We start from the raw sequence: 24,943 nt of genomic DNA on the forward strand, positions 1-24,943 counted from the left end.
CCCCCGATTGGGCCGGCTTTAACGGTCAGGTTTTGATTTGGGGGATTTAATGAAAAGGTTTGTTGCCTCGGCATCGCTGGCGGCGCTTGCCTGGGCCGGTCTTGCGACGACCGCGCAGGCGGCACCGACGGCACAGGCTGAGAGCGTGGAGGCCGTGGCGGCGCTCTTCGGTACGCGTGAAGCGGTGGACGGCGTCAGCATGTCGCCAAGCGGCATGAAGATCGCGATGATCCAGTCGATCGGTCGGAACGGTACCGCGGTTGCCGTGGCCGAATACGACAAGGATGCGAAGCTGCGTACGCTGGTGGTTTCCAACACCGCGGCCGAAAGAATTCGGCATTGCTCCTGGCCGTCCGACAATGAACTGGTTTGCAGCGTCTCGGTGGCGACCAGCGACCTGACTTCGTTCACGCGGCTCGTGGCGCTCTATCTGGACGGTAAGCCGCTCAAGGTAGTTACCCCGGCCGAGAGTTCGCGCGCTGTCGGCTTCGCATGGTACGGCGGCGACATCATCGACTGGACCGGTGCGCGGCCGGGCGAAGTGCTGATGCTGCGCCAGTTCGTGCCCGAGCAGCAGATCGGAACTCACCTTGCCAGTTCCCTTGAGGGGCTGGGCGTCGAGAGCGTGGACGTGCGAACGCTGCGCCGCACCACGATCGAGAAGCCCAACACCGATGCGACGGATTACATCACCGACGGTCGGGGCTCAGTGCGGATCAGAGGTCTGAATCCCACCACCAGCGGCGGGTACGACACCAATGTCATCAACTACTTCTACCGAACGAAGGATTCGCATTCGTGGGATCTGTTGAGCCGGGTCACCCTCAATGCTTCCGGTTCGGACAGCGGTTTCCAGCCGGTGGCGGTCGATCCCACGCTGGATGCAGCCTATGGCTTCGAGCGCAAGGACGGCTATCTGGCGCTCTATCGAGAGAAGCTGGACGGCAGCAAGGCGCGCGAGCTGGTGTTCAGCAAGCCCGGGATAGAGGTGGACGATCTCGTCCGTCTGGGGCGCACGCAGCGGGTGGTCGGCGTGTCCTATGCCGGCGACTATCGAAAAGCCGAGTATTTCGACCCCGAACTGGCGAAACTGCGCAGCGCCCTGGGCAAGGCTTTGCCGGGATCGCCCCTGGTGGATTTCGTCTCGTCCAGCGAGGATGAGAGCAAGCTGGTGATGTTCGCGGGTAGCGATGTCGATCCGGGGCGTTACTATCTTTATGACAAGGCAACCCGCCATCTCGAAGAAATCCTGCCGCTGCGGCCGGCGCTTGCGGGGCGCAAGCTGGCCGAGATGAAGCCGGTCCAGTTCCCGGCCGCCGACGGGACGATGATCCCCGGCTATCTGACTCTGCCGCCGGGCAGCGATGGCAAGAACCTTCCGGCGATCGTCATGCCGCACGGCGGTCCTTCGTCGCGTGACGAGTGGGGTTTCGACTGGCTGGTGCAGTTCTTCGCGGCGCGCGGCTTTGCGGTGCTTCAGCCGAATTTCCGTGGCTCGGCAGGCTTCGGGGAAGCCTGGTTCGAGAAGAACGGCTTCCAGTCATGGCGGACGGCCATCGGTGATGTCGACGACGCGGGCCGCTGGCTGGTTTCGAGCGGGGTCGCCGCAAAGGACAAGCTGGCGATCGTCGGCTGGTCCTATGGCGGCTATGCCGCGCTCCAGTCAGGCGTGCTCGATCCGGGGCTCTTCAAGGCGATCGTGGCGATCGCGCCGGTAACCGATCTCAGCGTTTTGCGGCAGGACCACCTTAATCGCACCGATTATCGGCTGGTCGATCAGCAAATCGGCAACGGCCCCCACGTAGCGCAAGGTTCGCCTGCGCAGAACGTCGGCGCGATCCAGGTGCCGGTGCTGATGTTCCACGGCGATTGGGATCTGAACGTCAATGTTCATCAGTCGCAGATCATGGAACGGCGCTTGCGCGATGCCGGCAAACAAGTGGAACTGGTGACGTTCCCGGGGCTTGCCCACTCGCTGGACGACAGCGCGGCGCGCACGAAGGTCCTGGAGCAGAGCGACGGTTTCCTGCGCAAGGCATTGGCCCTGCCGACTACCGTAGCCAGTAACTAGTGCGGTTAGTCGCGTTTTTCCGGGTTATCAGGTGACTTCGCCTGATAACCCGAAAAACGCTCTAGCAGCAGGAAACTTCCAGCCGGGTTCCGGGGTAGGCGACGAAGCGGCCGCTTCGCAGATCCAGGAATCCGGCGCCGATCTTGCTTGCGAAGCGCTGGGCGAGATCGAGGGTCGTGTACCATTTGCCGGTGCGATGGGGGGTGATGAAACGGAATCGAGACATAGTGCTGGTTCAATGCCCGCGAACCATGTCGGTTCCCTGACAAGTCCGTCGATTCACCGCGTTTTCCGGCACTTCGTCGCCTCGCGACGATGCAGGGCAAAAGAAAAGGGCGACTCCGAAGAGCCGCCCTTCCTAATCCTGGTCCGGAGACCCGAAACTCTTAGCGCGAGTAGAACTCGACGACCAGGTTCGGTTCCATCTTCACCGGGTAAGGCACTTCGTCCAGCGTCGGAACGCGAACGAAAGTCACCTTGTCGGTGCCGTCCTGAGCGACGTAGTCAGGAACGTCACGCTCGGGAAGAGCCTGCGCTTCGACGATCAGGGCCATTTCCTTGGCCTTGTTGCCGAGGCTGACAATGTCACCGACCTTCACGCGACGCGAAGCGATGTTGCACTTCACGCCGTTGACGCGGATGTGGCCGTGCGAAACGATCTGGCGAGCCGCGAAGATGGTGGGCGCGAACTTGGAACGGTACACAACCATGTCCAGACGCTGCTCAAGCAGGCCGATCAGGTTCTGGCCGGTGTCACCCTTCATGCGGGCGGCTTCCTGGTAGGTGGCCTTGAACTGCTTCTCGGTCACGTCGCCGTAGTAGCCCTTGAGCTTCTGCTTGGCGCGCAGCTGCAGACCGTAGTCCGACAGCTTGCCCTTGCGGCGCTGGCCGTGCTGGCCCGGGCCGTAGCTGCGGCGGTTGACCGAGCTCTTGGGACGGCCCCAGATGTTCTCGCCCATGCGGCGGTCGAGTTTATACTTGGCGCTTTTACGCTTCGACATAAGTCGTCTCCTTTTCTGCTGCCGCTTCCACTGTGGAAACGGTCCATGTTTTCCCGGGGCGCACCATCCAGCCTAATGCGCTGGATGCGGCCGCCGCTTCACCGGGGTGCGGGGCCGAATGGACAGACCTGTCAAGAAGGCAGGCGCCATGTGAAGGGGTGCCCCATACGGGCTCGGGGGTGAAAGTCAAGCGGATAAGCCGAAAAACGGCTCAACTACGCGGGCGACGCTCGTTTCCGAGGGCAGAGAGCACACCGCGAAGGGTGCGCACTTCGAGGTGATTCCAGCCCGGCTTCGTGAGAAGGTTGCGCAAGGTCAGCCGATTGGCCGCCGCACGGGTTTCGGGCCAGAAATAGTTTTTGGGTTCGAGCAATTGCTCGAAGTGGCCGATAAGGCCTTCCAATTCTTCCTGCGGGGCAGGGGGGAGCAGGTCCTCCACGGTCGGCTGCGCCAGTTCGCCAGAGGCGGTGACGCCCTTCGACCACTCGTAGGAGCAGAGGATCACGGCCTGCGCCAGATTGAGCGAGGCGAACTCCGGGTTGATCGGCACCGTCAGGATCGCGCGGGCAAGCGCGACATCCTCGGTTTCCAGACCCGAACGCTCGGGGCCGAACACGTAGGCCGAACGACCTTGTGCCTCATGCACTTCGCGCGCGGCCTGTTCCGGCGTGACAACCGGCTTGGTTACGCCGCGCTTGCGGACGGTGGTGGCGTAGACGTTGGCGCAATCGGCAACGGCTTCGGCCAGCGTCTCGTAAACTTTCGCGTGTTCCAGCACCGTGTCGGCGCCGGCGGCGGCGGGACCGGCTGAGGGATTGGGCCAGCCATCGCGCGGAGCGACGAGGCGCATCTCGGTCAGGCCGAAGTTGAGCATGGCGCGCGCGGCCTTGCCGATGTTTTCGCCCAGTTGCGGGCGGACCAGCACGATGACCGGCTTGTTCATGTCAGCCATTGTCGCCGTCCTTTGCTGCGCCCTTGGTGGCACCTTGCCCGGCCACATCGCGTACGGTGCCGGCGAATGCCTCGAAATCGCGCGCTTCGTTGAACGCGCGGTAGACCGAGGCAAAGCGGATGTAAGCGACCGAATCGAGCTGGCGCAGGCCCTCCATCACCATCTCGCCGATCTCGCGCGAGGGGACTTCGGATTCGCCCAGCGTTTCGACCTGACGCTGCACGCCGGAGACGAGCTGGTCGATCTTCTCGCGCTCGATCCCGCGCTTGCGGCAGGCGAGGGTGACCGATTGCTCGATCTTGGCCCGGTCGAACGGCTCGCGGGCATCGTCGCTCTTCACCACGGTGATTTCGCGAAGCTGGACGCGTTCGAACGTGGTGAAGCGCGCGCCGCAGCTTGAGCACTGGCGGCGGCGGCGGATCGACGTGTTGTCCTCGGTCGGGCGACTGTCCTTGACCTGGGAATCATCGTGGGCGCAGAAAGGACAGCGCATTCAGTCAGTTACTTTCAATTTCCAAGGATGGCCTCAGGGCCGCACGCGCTTGTAGAACTGGTATCCCGCACCGACCGCAAGGCCGAGCGGGATCGAGACAAACGGCAGCACGGCACCGGCGACCGCCCCCGCCGCGCCCCAGAGCAACACGGGCTTGGTAGACGGATGGTCGAGGCCATCCTGCAACATTCCGGCAAGCTCGTGGCGAGCGTCCGAGATGAAATCACCGGTGTCGTTGGGGCGTTCGGGGTCGGTCATGGCACTGGGGCTCCTGGATCAGTCCTCGTAGATCGGGAAACGATCGCACAGCGCTTCAACGCGCGCGCGCACGTTCTGCTCCACCTGAGCGTCGCCTGCTTCGCCGCACTTGGCAAGGCCGTCGAGCACGTCGGCGACCATGTTGCCGATTTCGCGGAATTCAGCCGGGCCGAAACCGCGGGTGGTGCCGGCGGGCGAACCGACGCGGATGCCGCTGGTCTTCATCGGCGGCAGCGGATCGAAGGGGATGCCGTTCTTGTTGCAGGTGATGCCCGCACGTTCCAGCGCCTCGTCCGCGTCCTTCCCGGTCACGCCCAGCGGCGAGAGGTCGATCAGCGCGAGGTGGGTGTCGGTGCCGCCCGAAACGATCGCGGCGCCGCGCTCCTTGAGCGTGTCGGCGAGGACCTTGGCGTTCTCGATCACGCGCGCGGCGTAGTCCTTGAATTCGGGACGCAGCGCTTCACCGAAAGCGACGGCCTTGGCGGCGACGACGTGCATCAGCGGGCCGCCCTGAAGGCCGGGGAACACCGCCGAGTTGATCTTCTTGGCCAGCGCCTCGTCATTGGTGAGGATCATGCCGCCACGCGGGCCGCGCAGCGTCTTGTGCGTGGTGGTGGTGGCGATGTGCGCGTGCGGGAAGGGCGAGGGGTGCAGGCCCGCAGCCACGAGGCCGGCGAAGTGCGCCATGTCGACCTGGAACAGCGCGCCCACGGCGTCTGCGATTTCGCGCATGCGCTTGAAGTCGATCACGCGCGGATAGGCGGAGCCGCCGGCAATGATCAGCTTGGGCTGGTGCTCCTTGGCAAGGGCCTCAACCTCATCGTAGTCGATCAGGTGGGTGTCCTTGGTCACGCCGTACTGCACGGCCTTGAACCACTTGCCCGAAAGCGCGGCGCGGGCGCCGTGCGTAAGGTGGCCGCCGGCATCGAGGCTCATGCCCATGATGGTGTCGCCGGGCTTCACGGTGGCGAGCAGCACGGCGCCGTTGGCCTGCGCGCCCGAGTGGGGCTGCACATTGGCGAACTGGCAGTCGAACAGCTGCTTGGCGCGTTCGATGGCGAGCGTTTCGACTTCGTCCGAAGGCTCGCAGCCCTGGTAGTAGCGCTTGCCGGGGTAGCCTTCGGCGTACTTGTTGGTCAGCACCGAGCCCTGTGCTTCAAGCACGGCCTTGGAGACGATGTTCTCCGATGCGATCAGCTCGATCTGCTTGCGCTCACGCTTGAGTTCGTGGCCGATGGCCTTGGCGACGGCGGGGTCGCTCTGGGCCACGCTGTCAGTGAAGAAGCCCGGGGAACGGATGGCGGTTTCGACGGTCATGTTCTGAAAGCCCCTTCAGAAGGACGGATTGGAAAGCTTTTCGACGCGGCCCGCGTGGCGTCCGCCACCGAATTCGGTCGAGAGGAAAGCGTCGAGGCAGGCCTTGGCCATGTCGATGCCGGTCAGGCGGGCGCCCATGGCAATGACATTGGCGTCGTTGTGCTCACGCGCGAGCGCGGCCGAGAGCGGCTCGGAAACGAGCGCGCAGCGGCAGGCCGGATCGCGGTTCACGGCGATCGAAATGCCGATGCCGGAGCCGCAAAGAGCGACGCCGAACTGGGCGGTGCCGTCGGCGACGACCGAGGCCAGCTTGTAGCCGTAGTCGGGGTAATCGACACGGTCGGCGGTTTCGGGGCCGAGATCGGCAACTTCGTGGCCGAGTTCGATGAGGTATTCGCGCAGTTCGGCCTTGAGGTCGACGGCGGCGTGGTCAGATGCAATCGCAATGCGCATGGGAGCGGTGTGCCTGTCCTGATGCGGGGATTCGTTTGCGCATCCCCTTAGTCGTGACTTCGTCGCAATGCCACCATTGTCCGCCCCATGGGGCGCAATTAACGGGAATGGGCATAATAGCGCCGATTTATAGTGCCGAAAGCCTCTTGTCCGGCGCGATTGACAGGGATGGCGGCGGGAAGGATGTTCTCCGTTTCTCGAAAGGGGTTAGCGGTGAAGTCGGCAAAGCCATTTGTTCTTGCGCTCCTTCTTGCGGCGATCCTGGCCGTGTTGGGGACGACGCCGCCTCGCTCTGCGTCTGTCGAGGCGCCTGCCGAAACGTTCTCCGCCGGACGGGCGATGACGGACATCACGCGCATCGCCCGCGCGCCGCACCCCAGCGGATCGCAGGAGCATGCGGCTCTGCGCGGCTATCTGATGAACCGGCTCGGTGCCTTCGGCATGACAGTGCGCACGCAGCAGGGCCTGTTTCCCGCAGACGTGCGCGACCAGCTGAACCGGCGCAGCGGCGAAAACCGGGCGGAAATCCCGCTCGTCAACATCGTGGCCGTGCTGCCCGGCAAGGATCGCGATCTGCCGGCGGTGGCGCTGATGGCGCATTACGACAGCGTCTGGGGTTCTCCCGCCGCAGCCGACGACGGGGCGGGCGTTGCCTCGATACTGGAAACCGTGCGGGCGCTTGCACAGGATCGCGAACGTCGCCGCGACGTGATGGTGATCCTCACCGATGGCGAGGAAGCGAACCTCAATGGTGCGAGGCTGTTCTTCGGTCAGGCGCCGGAAGCGCGGCAGATCGGCGCAATCATCAATCTTGAGACGCGCGGGGGCGGGGGCAAGGCCAACTTGTTCCAGACTTCGGCCATGAATGGCGATGTGGCGCGGCTCTGGGCCTCGTCCGTGCCGCACCCGGCGGGGACGTCGCTGGCGACCTTCATCTACAGCGTGCTGCCCAACGACACCGATCTCACCGTGGCGCTGCCGCACGGTTATCCGGCGTGGAACTTCGCGTTTATCGGCAGGCCGGCGTTCTATCATTCACCGCTGTCGACCGCCGCCAATCTCGATCGGGGCTCGCTCCAGCAGATGGGCGAACAGGCGCTGGGGCTGGCGCGGGCGATGGCAAATGCGCCGGAACTGCCCGGCAAGTCACCCGACATCGTGTTCTTCGACGTGTTCGGACTTTTCGCGGTCCACTACGCGGCGTGGTGGGGTTGGGTGATGCTGGCGGTCGGTTTCGCCGGCTATGCGGTGCATGCTTTGCGGCGTTTCGAGGGGCGGGCGTTCGTGGGCGGGCTGGGGCGCATGCTTGGGCTCGTCATCGTGACCGGCGCTGCGCTTTACTTGCTCAATCTGCTGTCGGGCGCGGATGGGCCGGTGAACTATTATGACCGGCTCGCGGCGATCCCCCGCCTCCAGATCATGACCTTCTGCGCCAGCCTTGCCGCGGCGCTGCTGGTGGTTGGGCGGAAGCCGGATAGGCCCGCCGGAGAGGCTGGTCTTGTCCTGCCACTGTGGCTGGCCGGCGCGGCGTTCCAGATTTTCGCGCCGACGGCCGCCTATGTGCTGACGATACCGCTGCTGCTGGGCGGCGTTGTCGCTCTGCTGAGAGCGTTCGAGTTCGGCAGCGTGGTTCGTACGGCCGAAGTGATCGTGGCCGGCGTGGTCACGGGCTATATGTTGATGCTCGGCTATTTGCTGATGCAGGCGGTGGGCCCGACCATGCCGATGGTGGCGGTACTGCCGCTTGCGGTCACCGTTTGCGCGCTGGTGCCGCTGCGTGCGCCGGTTTCGCTGCGGGGATCGCAGGTATTGACCGTTCTCCTCCTGCTGGCGGCCGTGGGTGTTGCGCTCTGGGTTCGGCTTGACGCCCCGGCGCTGAGCATCCCGGTCTACGCGCCGAGGTAAGAAAACCCGCGCAGGCAAAGAAAAACGCCCGCAACCGGAGTTGCGGGCGTTTCTGAAGTGTCCGGCTTTCGACCGTTACTGGTCGAGGAACGAGCGCATCTTGCGGCTGCGGCTCGGGTGCTTGAGTTTGCGCAGCGCCTTGGCTTCGATCTGACGGATACGTTCGCGGGTGACCGAGAACTGCTGGCCCACTTCCTCAAGCGTATGGTCGGTGTTCATGCCGATGCCGAAGCGCATGCGCAGCACGCGCTCTTCACGCGGCGTGAGCGAGGCAAGGACGCGGGTGACCGTTTCCTTGAGGTTCGCCTGAATCGCTGCGTCGACCGGGATGATCGCGTTCTTGTCCTCGATGAAGTCGCCCAGATGCGAATCTTCCTCGTCGCCGATCGGCGTTTCGAGCGAGATCGGCTCCTTGGCGATCTTCATCACTTTGCGCACTTTTTCGAGCGGCATCGACAGGCGCTCGGCCATTTCTTCCGGCGTCGGCTCGCGGCCCTGCTCGTGAAGGAACTGGCGGCTGGTGCGGACTAGCTTGTTGATCGTTTCGATCATGTGGACCGGGATACGGATCGTGCGCGCCTGATCCGCGATCGAGCGCGTGATCGCCTGACGGATCCACCAGGTGGCATAAGTCGAGAACTTGTAGCCGCGGCGGTACTCGAACTTGTCGACCGCCTTCATCAGGCCGATGTTGCCTTCCTGAATGAGGTCCAGGAACTGCAGGCCGCGGTTCGTGTACTTCTTGGCGATCGAGATCACCAGGCGCAGGTTCGCCTCGACCATTTCCTTCTTGGCGATGCGCGCCTCGCGCTCACCCTTCTGGACCATGTTGACGATGCGGCGGAACTCGGGAAGCGCCATGCCGGTGGCAGCGGCGATGTCCGAAACTTCGGCGCGGATGCGCTCGACCGGATCGGCCTCTGCCTCGGCGAAGGCGGCCCACTTCTTGTCCTTCTTCGACATGTCCGACAGCCACGCGTCGTCCAGCTCGCGACCCACGTAGGTCTCAAGGAAGTCCGCGCGCTTCACCTTGTGGCGCTCGGCCAGACGCAGCATCTGGCCGCCAAGGGCGGTCAGGCGGCGGTTGAAGGCGTAGAGATTGTCGACGAGGTATTCGATCTTCGTCGCGTGGAACTTCACCGATTCGACTTGCGCGGTCAGTTCCTCGCGCAGCGACTGGTACTGCTCTTCCTTGGCGGCCGGGAAGTCGATGCCCAATGCAAGCGCGTCGAGGCGCTCGGACTGGAGGCGTTCGAAGGCCCGGAACAGCTCGGTGATGAGGATGAACTTTTCAAGCGCTTCCGGCTTGAGGGCCGCTTCCATCTGCGCGAGGCTGAGGGTGTTGTCTTCCTCCTCCTCTTCGACCGGACGCTTGGCACGGGGCTCGCCATCCTCGTCCAGTTCGTCGACGGTTTCCTCTTCCTCGGCCTCGTCGTCCTCCTTGAACGAGGGGCCGGCGGTCTTTTCGCTGATCTCGCCGTCGTCGTCGCCTTCACCGTCTTCCGACAGGCTTTCGGGCGCAGGCTCCTTCGAGAGCATCGCGTCGAGATCGAGGATCTCGCGCAGCTGCATCTCGCCGTTGTTGAGCGCTTCGGACCACTGGATGATGGCGTGGAAAGTAATCGGGCTCTCGCAGAGGCCCAGGATCATCATGTCGCGGCCGGCTTCGATCCGCTTGGCGATGGCGATTTCGCCCTCGCGGCTGAGCAGTTCGACCGCGCCCATCTCGCGCAAATACATGCGCACCGGATCATCGGTGCGCTCAACCGTTTCTTTCTTCTTGGCGTCGACCACCATGCGCGGCGAAATCTCGTCGCCATCGGCCTCTTCCGACTCGCGGTCGTCGTCCTGGCTATTGTCGGCGTCTTCGTCACTCTCGACGATATTGACGCCCATTTCCGAGATCGCGGCCATAATGTCCTCGATCTGGTCGGTGGACATCTGGTCCTGCGGGAGGGCCTCGTTCAGCTCGTCAACGGTGATGACACCCCGGCGCTTGGCGCGGGCGATCAGCTTCTTGATCGAGGCCTCGTTGAGGTCGATCAGCGGCGCATCGTCGTTGGTATCGCCGGTGTTGTCGTTTTTGCTCATCTATCCGCCGTTTTCCCCGTGCCTACGCCCTGATTCTAAACAATCATGACGAAGCCGCCTGCCTAGTAGCCATTTGCCTTAGGCGACTATCGAATTCCAGCTTTCTCTTGAGAAGACGTTGCTGTTCGGCAAAAGCCTCATCCGATAGTTCGCTTTCGAAGCGGGATGTTGCCTGCGCCAAAGCCGCTTCCAGTACCGGACGCTCCACCAAGAGATCGACGGCCTGCACAAGATCCTCTGCCGCCTGATCCGCGCTTGCGTCAGGATTTAAGAACCCGAAGCGCAATCCGGAGTATTCTGCGGTGCCGGGGATCTCCAGGCCACTGTTCGACAATATGGTGGCAAGAGCCTCGCTTACAAGCGGTTCCTTCGCATGATGGTTCACGTCGTAGCAATCGAGCAGCAAGGAAAAGCGCGGATCGAGGCCGGGGGTGCGGGCCAACGCTTCGGCATGGCGCGCGATCTGGTCGGGCCATCGGATCAGGCCGGCAAGGACGGCGGCGGAAAGACCATCCCGCGCGCCGCCCGAGGCGGCCTTGCGCAGGCGTTCAAGCGATTCGGGATCCGATTCGGGCAGGGGGCTCCAGCGGCCTTTCTGGAAGTTGCCCCGCCCACCGCCGCCGCCACGCTGGTTCCATTGGCCGGGGCGAGACTGGCCGCGATCCCCTTGTTGCCAGCGGCTTTCGCGCTTGGGAAAGGCGAACTCCGAATAGCGGTCCTGAAGCTCGCGGCGATAGAGGCTGGCGATATCCGGATGCTGGATCGCGTCGACATGCTCCATCAGGCGGGCCTTCAACCCGGCCTTGTCCTCAGGCGTCGTGAGCGGCTGGGCATCGCGTTCGACTTCCCAGAGCACGTCGACAAGGCTTTTCGCGGTGCCGAGGATGTCCTCCATGGCCCGCGCGCCCTTGGCCTTGATGAGGTCGTCGGGGTCCATCCCTTCCGGCAGGCGCACGATTCGCAGGGAGTGGGCAGGGCGCAGCAGCGGAAGTGCCCGCGTGACCGCACGCATGGCGGCGCGCTGACCGGCGGCGTCACCATCGAAGCAGAGAACCGGCATTTCGACATGACGCCACAGCATCTCGATCTGGTGCTCGGTCAGCGCGGTGCCGAGCGGGGCAACGCATTCGCCGATTCCCGCTGCGGCCATGGCGACGACGTCCATGTAGCCTTCGACCACCACCATCCGGCCGGACTGGCGTGCGGCAGGTGCGGCGCGATGAAGGTTGTAGAGCGTGCGTCCCTTGTCGAACAGCGGCGTATCCGGAGAATTCAGATACTTGGGGGCCTCAGTTTTATCCTTTGTGAGGATGCGGCCGCCAAAAGCGATGACCCGGCCGCGCGCATCCTCGATCGGTAGCATGAGGCGGCCGCGAAAGCGGTCGTAGGGATCGCGGTTCTCGACCTCGATCCTGAGGCCCGCCTCGATCAGCATGGCCTCGGGGAACTTGCTGAGCGCCTCTTTCATCGCCTGCCGGCCCTCCGGCGCATAGCCGAAGCCGAAGCGCTGGAGGGTATGAGCGTCGAACCCGCGCGTTGCCAGATAGCCGCGCGCCGCTTCGCCGCCGGGCGAGGATAGGTTGTTCACGAACCATGCTTGCGCATCGGCCATGACGTCGTGAAGCGTATCGCGCTTTTCCGCCGCCTTGGCCGCGCGCGGATCGGGGGCAGGGACGTCCATCCCTGCTTCGGCTGCCAGTTCCTTGACCGCATCCATGAAGGACAGGCCCTGATGGTCGGTCATCCAGCGGATCGCATCTCCATGTGCGCCGCAGCCAAAGCAGTGATAGAAGCCCTTTTCATCGTTGACGGTGAAGCTGGGAGACTTCTCGTTGTGGAACGGGCAGCAGGCCTTGAACTCGCGCCCCGCCTTCTGGAGGCGGGTGGAGCGACCAATCAGCGCCGACAGCGTGGTGCGGGCGCGAAGCTGATCAAGCCATTGAGGGGTAAGCACGGTCCTGCCGCCGTTCCGTCAGGTTCAGGCCAGCGCCGCCTTCACCCAGCCCGAAGCCTTGCCCATGTCGAGTTCGGCGCCGTGGCGCGCCTTCAGTGCGGCGACGACCTTGCCCATGTCCTTCATGCTCTCGGCACCGACTTCGACCTTGATGGCCTCGATAATGGCCTTGGTCTCTTCCTCGGACAGCTGCGCGGGCAGGAAGGTTTCGATCACGGTCATTTCGGCCTTCTCTTCGGCGGCCTTCTCGGGACGGCCACCTTCCTCGAAGAGCTGGATCGATTCGCGGCGCTGCTTCACCATCTTCTGGAGCACGTCGATTACCATGGCATCGTCGTCCGGCAGAGAATCGGCCGTGCGCAGTTCGATGTCGCGGTCCTTGATCTTGGCAAGGATGAGTCGGACTGCGGCCAGGCGCGGCTTGTCGCCGGCTTTCATCGCAGTGATCTGGGCGGCCTTGATCGAATCACGAAGCATTGGTTTCCTGCTGTTCTGATAGGTTTGGGGAATTGTCGTGGCGCAAAAGTAGCAAGTCGCGCGCCAAATTGCACCTCTCGCGCCTTGACGCGGTGCACAACCCTGTCTAGCGGGCGGGCCTTAGCACACATAGTCAGAAACGCCGTAAACGGAGCGACCCACCATGGCCGACGCCGCATATACGCTTGCGCCCAAACCTGAAGGGGCGACAGGCGTTCTCGTCCTGAGCGATGGACACGTGGTCTGGGGCCGCGGCTTTGGAGCCGTCGGCGAAGCAGTCGGCGAAGTCTGCTTCAACACCGCGATGACCGGATATCAGGAAGTGATGACTGATCCGTCCTACGCGGGCCAGATCGTCACTTTCACTTTCCCCCACATCGGCAATGTCGGTGTCAACGACGAGGATCTCGAATCCAAGGTCGATGGCGCTGTCGGCTGCGTCGTCCGCGAGGACGTGACGCTGCCTTCGAACTTCCGCTCTGCCGGTGAGTTCGGCGATTGGCTTGCAGCCAAGGGCAAGGTCGGTCTCGCCGGGGTCGATACCCGCGCGCTGACCCGCCGCATCCGCCTGCAGGGCGCGCCCAATGCGGTGATCGCCCATAACCCGGAAGGCGAATTCGACATTCCCGCACTGATCAAGCGGGCGCAGGAATGGCCGGGCCTTGAAGGCATGGACCTTGCCAAGATCGTCAGCCGCGAAATCCAGGAGGGCTGGGAAGGCTCGACCTGGGAACTCGGCCAGGGCTTCGGTAACGGCGAGGGCGATGCGCGCCCGCATGTGGTCGCCATCGACTACGGCGCCAAGGACAACATCTTCCGCAATCTGGTGAAGGCCGGTGCGCGCGTGACGGTGGTTCCCGCCGAAACGTCGCTCGACGCGATCCTCGCGCTGGAGCCGGCGGGCGTGTTCCTCTCGAATGGTCCGGGCGATCCGGCGGCGACCGGCGAATATGCCGTGCCCGTCATCAAGTCGCTGCTCGACCGTGACGTGCCGATCTTCGGCATCTGCCTTGGTCACCAGATGCTCGGCCTTGCGGCCGGCGCCAAGACCTCGAAGATGCACCAGGGCCATCGCGGCGCCAACCACCCGGTGAAGCGCCTGGACGACTCCGTCGTCGAGATCACCTCGATGAACCACGGTTTCGCGGTCGATAACCAGTCGCTGCCCGAGAACGTCGAGGAGACGCACGTCTCGCTGTTCGACGGTTCGAACTGCGGCATTGCGATCAAGGGCAAGAAGGCCTTCGGTGTGCAGTATCACCCCGAAGCCAGCCCCGGACCGCAGGACAGCTTCTATCTCTTCGAAAAGTTCGTGGGGATGCTGGCCTGATGGGCGTCACGGGTCGGTTTCTTGCTGCGGCGCTAGCGCCGTATCCCGCATCGGCGATCATTGCCGGTGCGGATCAGCGAGATTTCGACCCGGCATGTCGCTTTGCCTATGCACTGGGGTTCCCGGCGTTCGCGCCGGCAACCCGTGCAAAGCAAGGTGCCATATAATGACCGCTCTTATCGACCACATGATCGCTTACTATATTGCCGGACAGGCTGCCGAACTCTCGGTTGCGCCGCGTTTTTACCCTTACGGTGAATTGCAGCTCATCTTCGAGGACAAGATCTCGGTAGCCGTCCGCAAGTTCGGCCCCAAGGTGCGCAAGCATTCGAAGGAAGCCGGCCAGGCCTTCATCGACCGGATGCTCGAAACGGGCGCCTGGTCGACCACCGAAGGCGAGTACGGCGGTTCGATGCATCAGTTTCAGGCTGACCGGTTCAAGGCGGTGATCCGCGAGGAACAGGACAGCAACCCGATCATTCTCAAAGCCAAAGCCGAAGGCCCGGATTACTGGGACAAGGCGTTTGGCGAACTGGTGGCCTAGGCCGCCAGTCCGACATACAAGACACACAGGACACCCCAGGACAGCCCATGCCCAAGCGCACAGACATCTCCTCGATCCTCGTCATCGGCGCCGGCCCGATCATCATCGGCCAGGCCTGCGAATTCGACTATTCGGGGACGCAGGCGATCAAGGCGCTGAAGGAAGAGGGCTACCGGGTCATCCTGGTGAACTCCAACCCGGCGACGATCATGACCGATCCGGACATGGCCGACGCCACTTATGTCGAGCCGATCACGCCGGAAGTGGTCGCCAAGATCATCGAGAAGGAGCGCCCGGATGCGGTGCTCCCGACGATGGGCGGCCAGACCGCGTTGAACTGCGCGCTGGCGCTGTTCAACGACGGCACGCTGGAGAAGTTCGGCGTGCAGATGATCGGCGCCGACGCCGATGCCATCGACAAGGCCGAGGATCGCCAGCGCTTCCGCGACGCGATGGACAAGATCGGCCTCAATTCGGCCCGTTCGGGCGTGGCCCACACCATGGACGAAGCTTTCGCCGTGCTCGAACGCACGGGCCTGCCTTCGATCATCCGCCCCAGCTTCACGATGGGCGGCACCGGTGGCGGCATCGCCTACAACAAGGCCGAGTTCGAGGCGATCGTCCGCTCGGGTCTCGATGCCTCTCCCACCACCGAAGTGCTGATCGAGGAATCGCTGCTCGGCTGGAAGGAGTATGAGATGGAGGTCGTGCGCGACAAGCACGACAACTGCATCATCATCTGCTCGATCGAGAACGTCGATCCGATGGGCGTCCACACGGGCGACTCTATCACTGTCGCGCCGGCGCTGACGCTGACCGACAAGGAATACCAGATCATGCGCAACGCCTCGATCGAGGTGCTGCGCGAGATCGGCGTCGAAACTGGCGGTTCGAACGTGCAGTTCGCGGTCAATCCGAAGGACGGTCGCCTGATCGTCATCGAGATGAACCCGCGCGTTTCGCGCTCCTCGGCGCTGGCTTCGAAGGCCACGGGCTTCCCGATCGCGCGCGTCGCGGCGAAGCTGGCCGTGGGCTACACGCTCGACGAGATCATGAACGAGATCACCGGCGCCACGCCGGCCGCGTTCGAGCCGACCATCGACTACGTCGTCACCAAGATCCCGCGCTTCGCTTTCGAGAAGTTCAAGGGCGCCAAGAACGACCTGACCACCGCGATGAAGTCGGTGGGCGAAGTCATGGCTATCGGCCGTAACATCAAGGAATCGATGCAGAAGGCCCTGCGCGGCCTTGAAACCGGTCTCGACGGCTTCAACCGCGTGGTCGAGCTGGAAGGTGCCGGCCGCGACGTCATCACCGCCGCGCTGTCGCGCGCGACGCCGGAGCGTCTGCTGCATGTCGCGCAGGCCTTCCGCGAAGGCTTCACGGTGGATGAAGTCCACGCCATCGCCCACTACGACAAGTGGTTCCTGCGCCACATCGAAGAGATCATCGCCGAAGAGGCGCAGATCATGAAGCACGGCCTGCCGGTGGATGCGCAGGGTCTGCGCCGCCTGAAGGCCATGGGCTTCTCGGACAAGCGCCTTGCCACGCTGGCCGTGCGTTCGGTCGGCGTTGCCGGCGGCATGGGCGAGACTCAGGCCAAGCGCTCGGGCCTGCTGCACGACACCCTGCTCGCCATGACCGGCGCCACCAGTGAAGAGGAAGTGCGCAAGCTGCGCACGAAGCTGGGCGTGCACCCGGTGTTCAAGCGCATCGACTCCTGCGCGGCCGAGTTCGAGGCGGTGACGCCTTACATGTACTCGACCTACGAAGCCCCGATCTTCGGTGAGCCCGAGAACGAGGCAAATCCGTCCGACCGTAAGAAGATCGTGATCCTCGGCGGCGGTCCCAACCGCATCGGTCAGGGCATCGAGTTCGACTATTGCTGCGTCCACGCCTGCTTCGCGCTTTCCGAAGCCGGCTATGAAACCATCATGGTCAACTGCAACCCCGAGACCGTCTCGACCGACTACGACACCTCGGACCGCCTCTACTTCGAGCCGCTGACCGGCGAGGACGTGCTGGAAATCCTGCGCGTCGAGCAGTCGAAGGGTGAGCTTGTCGGCGTGATCGTGCAATTCGGCGGCCAGACCCCGCTCAAGCTGGCACAGACGCTGGAAGACGCCGGGATCCCGATCCTTGGTACGTCGCCCGACGCCATCGACCTTGCCGAAGACCGCGAGCGTTTCTCGGCGCTGGTCGAAAAGCTTGGCCTAAAGCAGCCGGCCAACGGCATTGCCCGCAGCCGTGACGAGGCAGTGAACGTCGCCAACCGCATCGGCTACCCCGTGCTGATGCGCCCCAGCTACGTGCTCGGCGGCCGCGCGATGGAAATCGTCGACAGCGAACAGCAGCTCGACAACTACATTGCCACCGCCGTTCAGGTTTCCGGCGACAGCCCGGTGCTGATCGACCAGTACTTGCGCGACGCCATTGAGTGCGACGTCGATGCGCTTTGCGATGGCGATCAGGTCGTCGTTGCCGGTGTCATGCAGCACATCGAGGAAGCGGGCATCCACTCGGGCGACAGCGCCTGCACCCTGCCGCCCTACAGCCTCTCGGCCGAGATCATCGCCGAGATGGAGCGTCAGGCCGAAGCACTGGCCTTTGGTCTCAACGTGCGCGGCCTGATGAACATCCAGTTCGCGGTGAAGGACGGCGAGGTCTACCTGATCGAGGTCAACCCGCGTGCCTCGCGCACCGTGCCCTTCGTCGCCAAGGCGCTCGGGCAGCCGGTCGCCAAGATCGCCTCGCGCGTGATGGCGGGTGAAAAGCTGGCCGACTTCCCGCCGTTCAAGCGTGATCTGCCCTACATGGCGGTCAAGGAAGCGGTGTTCCCGTTTGCGCGCTTCCCCGGCGTCGATCCGGTGCTCAGCCCCGAAATGAAGTCGACCGGCGAAGTCATGGGCCTCGATGCCGACTTCCCGCGCGCCTTCCTCAAGGCCCAGCTCGGCGCCAGCATGCGCCTGCCCGACAGCGGCACCGTGTTCGTCTCGGTGAAGGACAGCGACAAGGCCGTGATCCTGCCCGGCGTGCAGACGCTGGTGAAGGAAGGCTTCAAGATCGTCGCCACGGCCGGCACCCACAAGTACCTCAGCGAAGCCGGCGTTCCGGTGGAACTCGTCAACAAGGTGGCGGAAGGCCGTCCGCACATCGTCGACAAGATCGTCGATGGCGAAATCGCGCTGATCTTCAATACCACCGAAGGGTGGCAGAGCCTGAAGGACTCGCAATCGATCCGCGCTTCGGCGCTGACCGGCAAGGTTCCGTACTTCACCACGGCCACCGCCAGCGTCGCTGCTGCACAGGCAATTTCCGCACTGCGCGGGACCCAGCTTGAAGTGCGTTCGTTGCAGGATTATTATAGCTGAAATCGATCTAGCCTCCCCACATCGCTGCGGATCGGCCCAGTCCTCGGGAATGACCTGAGGGACGGGACAGGAAACTAGTCTCCCTCGACTGGTTTCGCGGAGCGGGGAGGCAGCAGGAAGGAAGTGTTTGATGGCCAGTATCGAAAAGCTCCCCATGCTCGCTGAAGGGTATGAGAAGCTTACCGCCGAGATCAAGGCGCTGCGTGAAGAGCGCCCCCGGATCGTCGATGCGATCGAGGAAGCGCGCGCGCACGGCGATCTCTCGGAAAATGCCGAGTATCACGCCGCCAAGGAGCGTCAGGGCCAGGTCGAAGCCACGATTGCCGACCTCGAAGACAAGATCACGCGCGCCCAGATCGTCGATCCGGCCACGCTGACCAGCGACAAGATCATCTTCGGCGCCACGGTCACGTTGCTCGATGAGGACGACAAGCCGGTGAAGTACCAGATCGTCGGTCCTTACGAGGCGGATGCCCGTGTTGGCCGCATCAGCTACAACTCGCCGCTGGGCAAGGCGCTGATCGGTCGCCGGGTCGAGGAAGAGGTTGAAGTGACCGTGCCTTCGGGCGACAAGTTCTACCTGGTGCAGAAGATCGAGTTCATCTGAACCGGACTTCGCCGGACGAGAGCAAAAGAAAAGGCCGGCGAAAGCCGGCCTTTTTCGTATCCGCTGCCGTTCGGTAGCGGAAAGCCCGTTCAGGCTTCCGGCTGGTCCGGCTGGAGCAGGCGGTGAAGATGGACGATCACGTACTTCATTTCCGCGTCGTCGACCGTACGGTGGGCAGCCGAACGCCAGGCGTCTTCGGCCGAGGCGTAATCGGGATAGACGCCGACCAGGTCCATTTCTTCGAGATTTGCGTATTCAAGGCTGCGCGGATCTTTGACCCGGCCACCCATCACGAGGTGAAGTTTCTGCATGGGGAGGGACCGCTTTCCTGTGGGAGAGAGATGAGGTCCCCATAAGTCTTGGCGGTCTGCAGGGCAAGAGCCGATCGCATGCGCGATACGGCCCTTTGCGCTCCTGCAAATCAATAGCAATATTAATTCAGTGAGTCATGCGCTGCGCGAAATCCTGCATGCGTTCCATGAAACGATGCGACTTCTCGCTGGCGCTCTCCGCCGCGTCGTGGCCAAGCTTGCTGACCTTTTGTGCGGCAGGGCCGCCGACTTTTTCCGCGCGCTCCGCCGTAGCGCGGCCCAGTGCGCTGGCTGCTGCAAGAGCGGCAAGTCCGTAACGCTCAAGCCGTTCAGCTGCATTGCCGCCGACTTTTTCGGCACGGTCGGCGATCTGTCCGGCCTCACGCTTGGCGCCGATGCCAAGGCTTTGCGCCTTGCTGGAGGCATTGCGGCCCAGAAGCAGCGCCGCGCCGCCCGCCGCTTCGGCGAGTTCCAGCGTGCGCGACATAGCCTTGTCGGTCACCCGGCGTGGCAGCAGGGCACTGACGACCGCCCCGGCAGCCAGCCCGCCTGCGATGACCAGCACCGGGTGTTTCTTCACGAAAGCGATGACCTTTCGCGACGGACTGTCGGCATCGGTCGCCGGCCGGATCGGCACGACGGCTCCGAAGTTGACGTCGGTTGCGGACTGGGCGGGCGTTTTCTGTTCAACGTCGCTCACGTCAGGCTCCTTTTTCGCTTTCATGTTCATCCGATCCGCGGTTCGACAGGGCACCGAATATGTCGGTGATCCAGGCGATGATCGGGTTTCGCAAAATCCAAAGCACCAGCGCGGTGAAAGTTCCGCCCACCACGGCGGGGTGTGTCTCCACCACGGCGACAGCCTCGTCGAGAACGTCGAGCGCCTTGTCGATCGCTTCGTCGGCAAGGCGTCCGGCAATCCCGCGTTCTTCCATGTCGGCCTTGAGTGCGGCGTAATGGGCATCGAACGTGGCCTTTGCCTCGTCGCGTACGGCGCGGTGTTCGGCCAGGCGGGCGGCGAGCGATGCCATTAGTCAGTACCTCCGTTCGACAGCACGGACCGCACCCGTTTGACCCGCCCGCGCGCGCTCAACCCGAGGATTGCGGCGATCACAAGCAAGGCCAGCGTCGCCACCGCCGTCGCCAGCCAGGGCCCAAGGACCGAGGCCAGCGAAAGCACCAGCCCGAACACCAGCGCCATCAGTGCGAAGAACACGACAACCGCCGCCAGCACGCCAAGCAGCGCGATCGTGCGGGCTTCCGCACCGACGTAGGCGGCCCGGGTTTTCTGGAAAGCCAGTTCCGCCTGCGCCAGCGTGCGCGCTTCCTCGGCCAGAAGCTTGAGGTCCTGGGCGAGCGAAATGTCCTCTATATCGCTGTCATAGCGAAGGGACGTGTCAGGATCGAGCATTGCTGCAGATCGCGCCGGGGGCCGGATCAGCTACTCTTCTTGAACAGTCGGCCGAACAGGAAGCCGGCCGCCACTGCGACGCCGATTGCCATGCCCGGGCTCTTGCGCACGAATTCGCGCGCATCCTCACCCAGTTCGTCCAGCGTCTTCTCGTCAAGCCGGGCTGCGGCATCTGCCACGGACTTGGAGGCCGTACGGGCATAGTCACCGTACTTGGGGCCGGCCTTCTCGTCGATCACGCTCACATTGTCGTCGATCAGCTTGGAAAGGCCCACCATCGCCTGGCTGGTCTTGGCCTTGCTCTGGTTGGCAAGGTCGGTCGCCTTCACCTTGGCGTCGTCCGCAAAGGCACTGGCCTTGGTCTTGGCGTCTTCCGAGCGGCTCTTGGCCTCGTTCGACCATTCGCCCTTGGCCTGGTTCAGTTTGCCAAGATAACCTTCCGCCACGGTCTGCGCTTCCTTGCCGAGGGCCAGAGCGCCCGCGCGGGCTTCTTCAACGGCTTTGCTGAAGTGGCTCTTGGCGTTTTCGGTTCCGTTTCCCGTGCCGCTGGTGGGTTCGGCCATGGCGTTGTCCTCCTTGTTTCGGGGTAACCCCGGTCTTTCGCCTATATGCGATGTGCCGACAGAGTAACACAACTTGTCCGCGCTGCTGCAACGCAACTTGTAACCTCAAGTTCCCCTGCTAAGACGCCCTCGAGAGCGCCAGGGCCTCTTCCAGTGGCGCCGTTCAGGAGGAAATCCCAGAATGACCGCGATCATCGATATCCACGGCCGCCAGATTCTCGACAGCCGCGGCAACCCGACCGTCGAAGTCGACGTGCTCCTCGAAGACGGCAGCTTTGGCCGCGCTGCGGTCCCCTCGGGTGCATCGACCGGCGCGCACGAGGCGGTCGAACTGCGCGATGGTGACAAGAACGTTTATCTTGGCAAGGGCGTGCTCAAGGCGGTTGATTCGGTAAACACCGAAATCGCCGAAGAACTCGTGGGCATGGACGCCGAAGAGCAGCGCGAGCTTGACCTTGCGATGATCGAACTCGACGGTACCGAGAACAAGGGCCGCCTTGGCGCCAACGCCATCCTCGGCGTCAGCCTCGCCGTGGCGAAGGCGGCTGCCAACGCGCGCGGCCTGCCGCTCTATTCCTACGTCGGCGGCGTTTCCGCCCATGTGCTGCCGGTGCCTATGATGAACATCATCAATGGCGGCGAGCATGCCGACAACCCGATCGACTTCCAGGAATTCATGGTCATGCCGGTCGGCGCCGGTTCGATCGCCGAAGCCGTGCGCTGGGGTTCGGAAATCTTCCACACGCTGAAGAAGGGCCTGCACGAGAAGGGCCTGGCTACCGCAGTGGGTGACGAAGGCGGTTTTGCGCCGAACCTTGCCAGCACCCGCGATGCGCTGGACTTCATCATGGCCTCGATCGAGAAGGCAGGCTTCAAGCCGGGCGTGGACGTCCAGCTTGCGCTCGACTGCGCCGCGACCGAGTTCTTCAAGAACGGCAAGTACGAGATCAGCGGTGAAGGCCTTTCGCTCAGCCCGATCCAGTTCGCGGATTACCTTGTCGACCTGTGCGAAGCCTACCCGATCATCTCGGTTGAAGACGGCATGGGCGAAGACGACTTCGAAGGCTGGAAGGCACTGACCGACAAGATCGGCCACAAGGTCCAGTTGGTTGGCGACGATCTCTTCGTGACCAACCCCAAGCGTCTCGTCATGGGCATCGAGAAGGGCATGGCCAACTCGCTGCTGGTGAAGGTCAACCAGATCGGCACGCTGACCGAGACGCTGGAAGCCGTCTCGATCGCCAACCGCGCCGGCTACACCGCCGTCATGTCGCACCGTTCGGGCGAAACCGAGGACGCGACCATCGCCGACCTCGCCGTTGCCACCAACTGCGGCCAGATCAAGACCGGTTCGCTCGCCCGCTCGGACCGGCTTGCCAAGTACAACCAGCTGATCCGTATCGAGGAAGAGCTGGGCAAGGCCGCAAAGTTCGCCGGCGCTTCGGCGTTCGGCCGTCTCGCGCGCTGATCGGACTTTCCGTTTAAAGGAAGGCCCGGTTCCCATGGGGAGCCGGGCCTTTTCTTTGACTTTGTAACCGGGTGATCGGCCTGGGTCAGTAGAGCGACCACCCGGTCGCCTCCATCGGTTCCGTGCCTGGATCCCCACCCCCAGGGGCGAAACGGGTTGGCTACCGGGCGCATTGCCGAGAACTCCGTACGAGTGTCATCGAGCAACACGACGGAACGCGATGGGCGAAATATTCGAGCATCGCGGCATAGCCCCGCGCGCTCAATTTGACGTAGACGCGCCGGGCATCCCCCGGATCCGCCTCGCGCACGAGCAGACCCTGCTTTTCGAGAATGGTGATCCAGCGCAGTGCCGTGGTCGAGGAAACCGCCGAGCCGATGCGGGCACTCGTCACCGAGACGCGGCGGCGTTCCTTGGCGGCAATGAACAGATCGAGCAGGATGTCCCAGGCCGGTTCGCCGAAAAGCTCCTCCGATCCGAATATCTTGGTCCGCCTGCGGCGATCGTCATAAGTCTGGCGGGCCAGTTCAACCCAGATGGGGTGGTCCTGGCTGGCGCCCTTGCCGCCGTCGCGCTCGGTCCCGATCACGGCGTCGGTAGCGATAGTCTGTCCGATTTCGAGTTCCCGCGCCATGGCGAGAAGTTCGTTGGCGATACCGATAAGGCGTATGGCCTTGGCTCGGTTGCGCATAACTTGATCGGTCTTCTCCATAAGCCAGAGCCCACCAAACGCCTGGCTGCAATGGTTCCGTGCCGATCGGGGGTACCGAACACGATACTATTCGCAGCAATTACTCCCGCAGATCATGAATTTTGGCCTTGCTTGTCGATCCGATTAGCTTCCTGACTGAGTTCGACAGGAAGGTTCGGGCGCGGCAAAATCGCAATTCATTTTCCGAACGGGGTTGTGGCATGCGGAAGACAGGCCGTCTTGTTCAGCTTATTCCGAATTGGAGTCTTCTTGCTCCGCGTTGGAGGGCACGCGCAGGGCGTCGATCGCCGCCTGGAGATGCGCCGCCGCGACGAAGGCGCCGAACTCCTCAAGATCCGGCAATTTCGCCATGAGGGCTTCGATCAACGCGGCACGCTTTCGTTCGGTGTTCACTGGCATATACTCCGTCGGTCGCGGCTGGTGGCGCGACAGGGCCCGATATCCCTGGGCCGGGGGCTGCGACCCGCCTCTGCGGCGAGGTGTCGAGGTGTCGAGGTTTGAAGTTAGCTCCGAATAGGATCGGTAACGGATATTTCTGTTATGATCGCTACATCATTTCGGAGATTTGGGAACTCGTCATTCGGCTATGTCCAAGTTGGGTACAGGACATACGGGATTGACTAACCGATCAAATCTGACCTTGCAGTGAACTGATTGTGTAAATTCAGTAATGTATCTGATGAATATAGGTAGATATACGCGGTCTAACTGTGCGTATTAAGGGCATTGAAACACTCATCAGAAAGGATGAGGCGCGCCGCGCCGACAAGTTCGTGGACCTGTTCGGGACTGGTGGCGCTGGCGATCGGCGCTGCAATGGTCGGCTGCGCATTCAGCCATACGAGCGCGACTTGTGCGGGGCTGGCGCCGGAATCGGCCGCAATCGCACGCAGATCGTCGAGAATGGCCCATCCGCCATGGGCTGCTGCGGCATCGAGAGAATGGGCGCGCGTGGTGCCTTCCCACTCGCCGGCGCTGGCGTATTTTCCGGTGAGGAAGCCCGCCGCAAGGCCGTAATAGGGCAGGGCCGCGATCCCGCGCTTCTGGCAGAGCGCCATGAGCGGACCTTCAAATTCATCCCGGGCCACAAGGTTGTAGAGCGGCTGGAGCACGGTGAAGTGTTGGACGCCCAGTGCGTCGGCGGCATCGATCACGGCGGCGAGCCGCTCGGCCGTATAGTTGGAAGCGCCCAGTTCGCGGGCCCGGCCGGAGTGGAACAGGTCTCCATAGACGCCCGCGACTTCATCGAGCGGAGTCGTGCCGTCGTCGCGGTGGGCGTAGAAGAGGTCCACGTAATCGGTGCGCAGGCGTTCAAGCGAGCCGTCGAACGCCGCGCGCACCTTTTCGGGTATCAGCGAGCCGGGCGCGCCGCCCTGACCGGTCTTGGTGGCGATGCGCATTTCACTGCGCACGCCGCGCGCCTGTAGCCACTCGCCGATGATCGCTTCCGATTCGCCGCCCTTGTGGCCGGGAACCCAGTTGGAATAGCCCTCGGCGGTGTCGATCATGCGGCCGCCCGCCTCGTAAAAGGCGTCGAGCACCGCAAAGCTGCGGTCCCGGTCGATAGTCCATCCGAAGACGTTCCCGCCCAGAACGAGGGGGATGCCGTCGATGTACGCGTGCGCGACCGGAACCGTATCAGCCATTCAACTCT

Annotated in this window: 24 protein-coding genes; 7 read left to right on the plus strand and 17 right to left on the minus strand. The window is 63.4% G+C overall.

Annotated elements, in window-relative coordinates; all coding sequences use genetic code 11:
* Window positions 1-49 precede the first annotated feature (49 nt).
* A complete protein-coding gene (locus tag AC1VVK_RS01115) occupies window positions 50-2,071 on the plus strand; it encodes an alpha/beta hydrolase family protein (RefSeq protein ID WP_482904040.1) in 2,022 nt (673 codons plus the stop codon).
* Between the two features lie 386 nt (window positions 2,072-2,457).
* Here the strand turns inward: AC1VVK_RS01115 and rpsD are convergent, their stop codons facing one another.
* From rpsD to rpiB, 6 genes are all read right to left on the minus strand, one after another.
* Entirely contained in the window at window positions 2,458-3,072 is a 615-nt protein-coding gene (gene rpsD, locus AC1VVK_RS01120) for a 30S ribosomal protein S4 (RefSeq protein ID WP_132385268.1), read from the minus strand.
* Window positions 3,073-3,283: 211 nt separating this feature from the next.
* The gene (locus AC1VVK_RS01125) at window positions 3,284-4,024 is read right to left on the minus strand and encodes an RNA methyltransferase (RefSeq protein WP_482904041.1); all 741 of its coding nucleotides are present in this window, start codon (window positions 4,022-4,024) and stop codon (window positions 3,284-3,286) included.
* The gene (nrdR, locus tag AC1VVK_RS01130) at window positions 4,017-4,517 is read right to left on the minus strand and encodes a transcriptional regulator NrdR (RefSeq protein ID WP_132385270.1); all 501 of its coding nucleotides are present in this window, start codon (window positions 4,515-4,517) and stop codon (window positions 4,017-4,019) included. The genes AC1VVK_RS01125 and nrdR overlap by 8 nt, the downstream gene beginning before the upstream one ends.
* Window positions 4,518-4,550: 33 nt before the next feature.
* A complete protein-coding gene (locus AC1VVK_RS01135) occupies window positions 4,551-4,775 on the minus strand; it encodes a hypothetical protein (protein WP_132385271.1) in 225 nt (74 codons plus the stop codon).
* A gap of 18 nt (window positions 4,776-4,793) precedes the next feature.
* Window positions 4,794-6,092, minus strand: coding sequence for a serine hydroxymethyltransferase (glyA, locus tag AC1VVK_RS01140; protein ID WP_482904042.1), 1,299 nt, complete (start codon window positions 6,090-6,092; stop codon window positions 4,794-4,796).
* 15 nt (window positions 6,093-6,107) lie between these two features.
* Window positions 6,108-6,545, minus strand: a complete 438-nt coding sequence (gene rpiB / locus AC1VVK_RS01145) for a ribose 5-phosphate isomerase B (RefSeq protein ID WP_482904043.1) — start codon at window positions 6,543-6,545, stop codon at window positions 6,108-6,110.
* A gap of 213 nt (window positions 6,546-6,758) precedes the next feature.
* Between rpiB and AC1VVK_RS01150 the strand changes: the two genes are divergently transcribed.
* Window positions 6,759-8,450, plus strand: a complete 1,692-nt coding sequence (locus AC1VVK_RS01150; protein WP_482904044.1) for a M28 family peptidase — start codon at window positions 6,759-6,761, stop codon at window positions 8,448-8,450.
* 75 nt (window positions 8,451-8,525) lie between these two features.
* Here AC1VVK_RS01150 and rpoD read toward each other — a convergent pair whose 3' ends face one another.
* Genes rpoD through AC1VVK_RS01165 form a run of 3 tightly spaced genes read right to left on the minus strand, consistent with a single transcriptional unit; the run spans window position 8,526 to window position 12,972 of the window.
* Window positions 8,526-10,541 (minus strand): RNA polymerase sigma factor RpoD, encoded by a 2,016-nt coding sequence (rpoD, locus tag AC1VVK_RS01155; RefSeq protein WP_132385275.1) that lies wholly within the window; start codon window positions 10,539-10,541, stop codon window positions 8,526-8,528.
* A gap of 43 nt (window positions 10,542-10,584) precedes the next feature.
* Complete coding sequence (gene dnaG, locus AC1VVK_RS01160; RefSeq protein WP_482904045.1) at window positions 10,585-12,495, minus strand: DNA primase; 1,911 nt, start codon at window positions 12,493-12,495, stop codon at window positions 10,585-10,587.
* Window positions 12,496-12,519: 24 nt separating this feature from the next.
* The gene (locus AC1VVK_RS01165; RefSeq protein WP_482904046.1) at window positions 12,520-12,972 is read right to left on the minus strand and encodes a GatB/YqeY domain-containing protein; all 453 of its coding nucleotides are present in this window, start codon (window positions 12,970-12,972) and stop codon (window positions 12,520-12,522) included.
* Between the two features lie 163 nt (window positions 12,973-13,135).
* Between AC1VVK_RS01165 and carA the strand changes: the two genes are divergently transcribed.
* From carA to greA, 4 genes are all read left to right on the plus strand, one after another.
* Window positions 13,136-14,302, plus strand: a complete 1,167-nt coding sequence (gene carA, locus AC1VVK_RS01170) for a glutamine-hydrolyzing carbamoyl-phosphate synthase small subunit (RefSeq protein ID WP_482904047.1) — start codon at window positions 13,136-13,138, stop codon at window positions 14,300-14,302.
* 166 nt (window positions 14,303-14,468) lie between these two features.
* Complete coding sequence (locus AC1VVK_RS01175) at window positions 14,469-14,846, plus strand: hypothetical protein (protein ID WP_132385279.1); 378 nt, start codon at window positions 14,469-14,471, stop codon at window positions 14,844-14,846.
* 47 nt (window positions 14,847-14,893) lie between these two features.
* Complete coding sequence (carB, locus tag AC1VVK_RS01180; protein WP_132385280.1) at window positions 14,894-18,217, plus strand: carbamoyl-phosphate synthase large subunit; 3,324 nt, start codon at window positions 14,894-14,896, stop codon at window positions 18,215-18,217.
* A gap of 130 nt (window positions 18,218-18,347) precedes the next feature.
* Window positions 18,348-18,824 carry a transcription elongation factor GreA gene (gene greA, locus AC1VVK_RS01185; RefSeq protein ID WP_132385281.1) on the plus strand — a complete coding sequence of 159 codons (477 nt, stop codon included), beginning with the start codon at window positions 18,348-18,350 and terminating at the stop codon, window positions 18,822-18,824.
* A gap of 89 nt (window positions 18,825-18,913) precedes the next feature.
* Here the strand turns inward: greA and AC1VVK_RS01190 are convergent, their stop codons facing one another.
* The 5 genes from AC1VVK_RS01190 to AC1VVK_RS01210 form a co-directional block, all read right to left on the minus strand.
* A complete protein-coding gene (locus tag AC1VVK_RS01190) occupies window positions 18,914-19,135 on the minus strand; it encodes a DUF4170 domain-containing protein (protein WP_132385282.1) in 222 nt (73 codons plus the stop codon).
* Window positions 19,136-19,262: 127 nt separating this feature from the next.
* Window positions 19,263-19,835, minus strand: coding sequence for a hypothetical protein (locus tag AC1VVK_RS01195; protein ID WP_207904607.1), 573 nt, complete (start codon window positions 19,833-19,835; stop codon window positions 19,263-19,265).
* A 1-nt stretch (window position 19,836) separates the two neighbouring features.
* Window positions 19,837-20,166 (minus strand): hypothetical protein, encoded by a 330-nt coding sequence (locus AC1VVK_RS01200; protein WP_482904048.1) that lies wholly within the window; start codon window positions 20,164-20,166, stop codon window positions 19,837-19,839.
* Complete coding sequence (locus AC1VVK_RS01205) at window positions 20,166-20,546, minus strand: phage holin family protein (RefSeq protein ID WP_482904049.1); 381 nt, start codon at window positions 20,544-20,546, stop codon at window positions 20,166-20,168. Before AC1VVK_RS01205 ends, AC1VVK_RS01200 begins: the two co-directional genes overlap by 1 nt.
* Window positions 20,547-20,572: 26 nt before the next feature.
* Window positions 20,573-21,109, minus strand: a complete 537-nt coding sequence (locus AC1VVK_RS01210) for a hypothetical protein (RefSeq protein WP_132385285.1) — start codon at window positions 21,107-21,109, stop codon at window positions 20,573-20,575.
* Between the two features lie 181 nt (window positions 21,110-21,290).
* Between AC1VVK_RS01210 and eno the strand changes: the two genes are divergently transcribed.
* Window positions 21,291-22,577, plus strand: a complete 1,287-nt coding sequence (gene eno / locus AC1VVK_RS01215; protein WP_132385286.1) for a phosphopyruvate hydratase — start codon at window positions 21,291-21,293, stop codon at window positions 22,575-22,577.
* 160 nt (window positions 22,578-22,737) lie between these two features.
* On the opposite strand, the gene AC1VVK_RS01220 is transcribed toward eno, so the two are convergent.
* The 3 genes from AC1VVK_RS01220 to AC1VVK_RS01230 form a co-directional block, all read right to left on the minus strand.
* On the minus strand, window positions 22,738-23,268 hold the full coding sequence (locus tag AC1VVK_RS01220) for a MarR family transcriptional regulator (RefSeq protein WP_482904050.1): 531 nt from the start codon (window positions 23,266-23,268) through the stop codon (window positions 22,738-22,740).
* Window positions 23,269-23,517: 249 nt separating this feature from the next.
* Window positions 23,518-23,655 (minus strand): hypothetical protein, encoded by a 138-nt coding sequence (locus AC1VVK_RS01225; protein WP_165912026.1) that lies wholly within the window; start codon window positions 23,653-23,655, stop codon window positions 23,518-23,520.
* A 338-nt stretch (window positions 23,656-23,993) separates the two neighbouring features.
* Window positions 23,994-24,935 carry an aldo/keto reductase gene (locus AC1VVK_RS01230; RefSeq protein WP_482904051.1) on the minus strand — a complete coding sequence of 314 codons (942 nt, stop codon included), beginning with the start codon at window positions 24,933-24,935 and terminating at the stop codon, window positions 23,994-23,996.
* Between the last annotated feature and the right edge of the window lie 8 nt (window positions 24,936-24,943).

The organism is Novosphingobium sp. BL-S-32, from assembly GCF_056857055.1.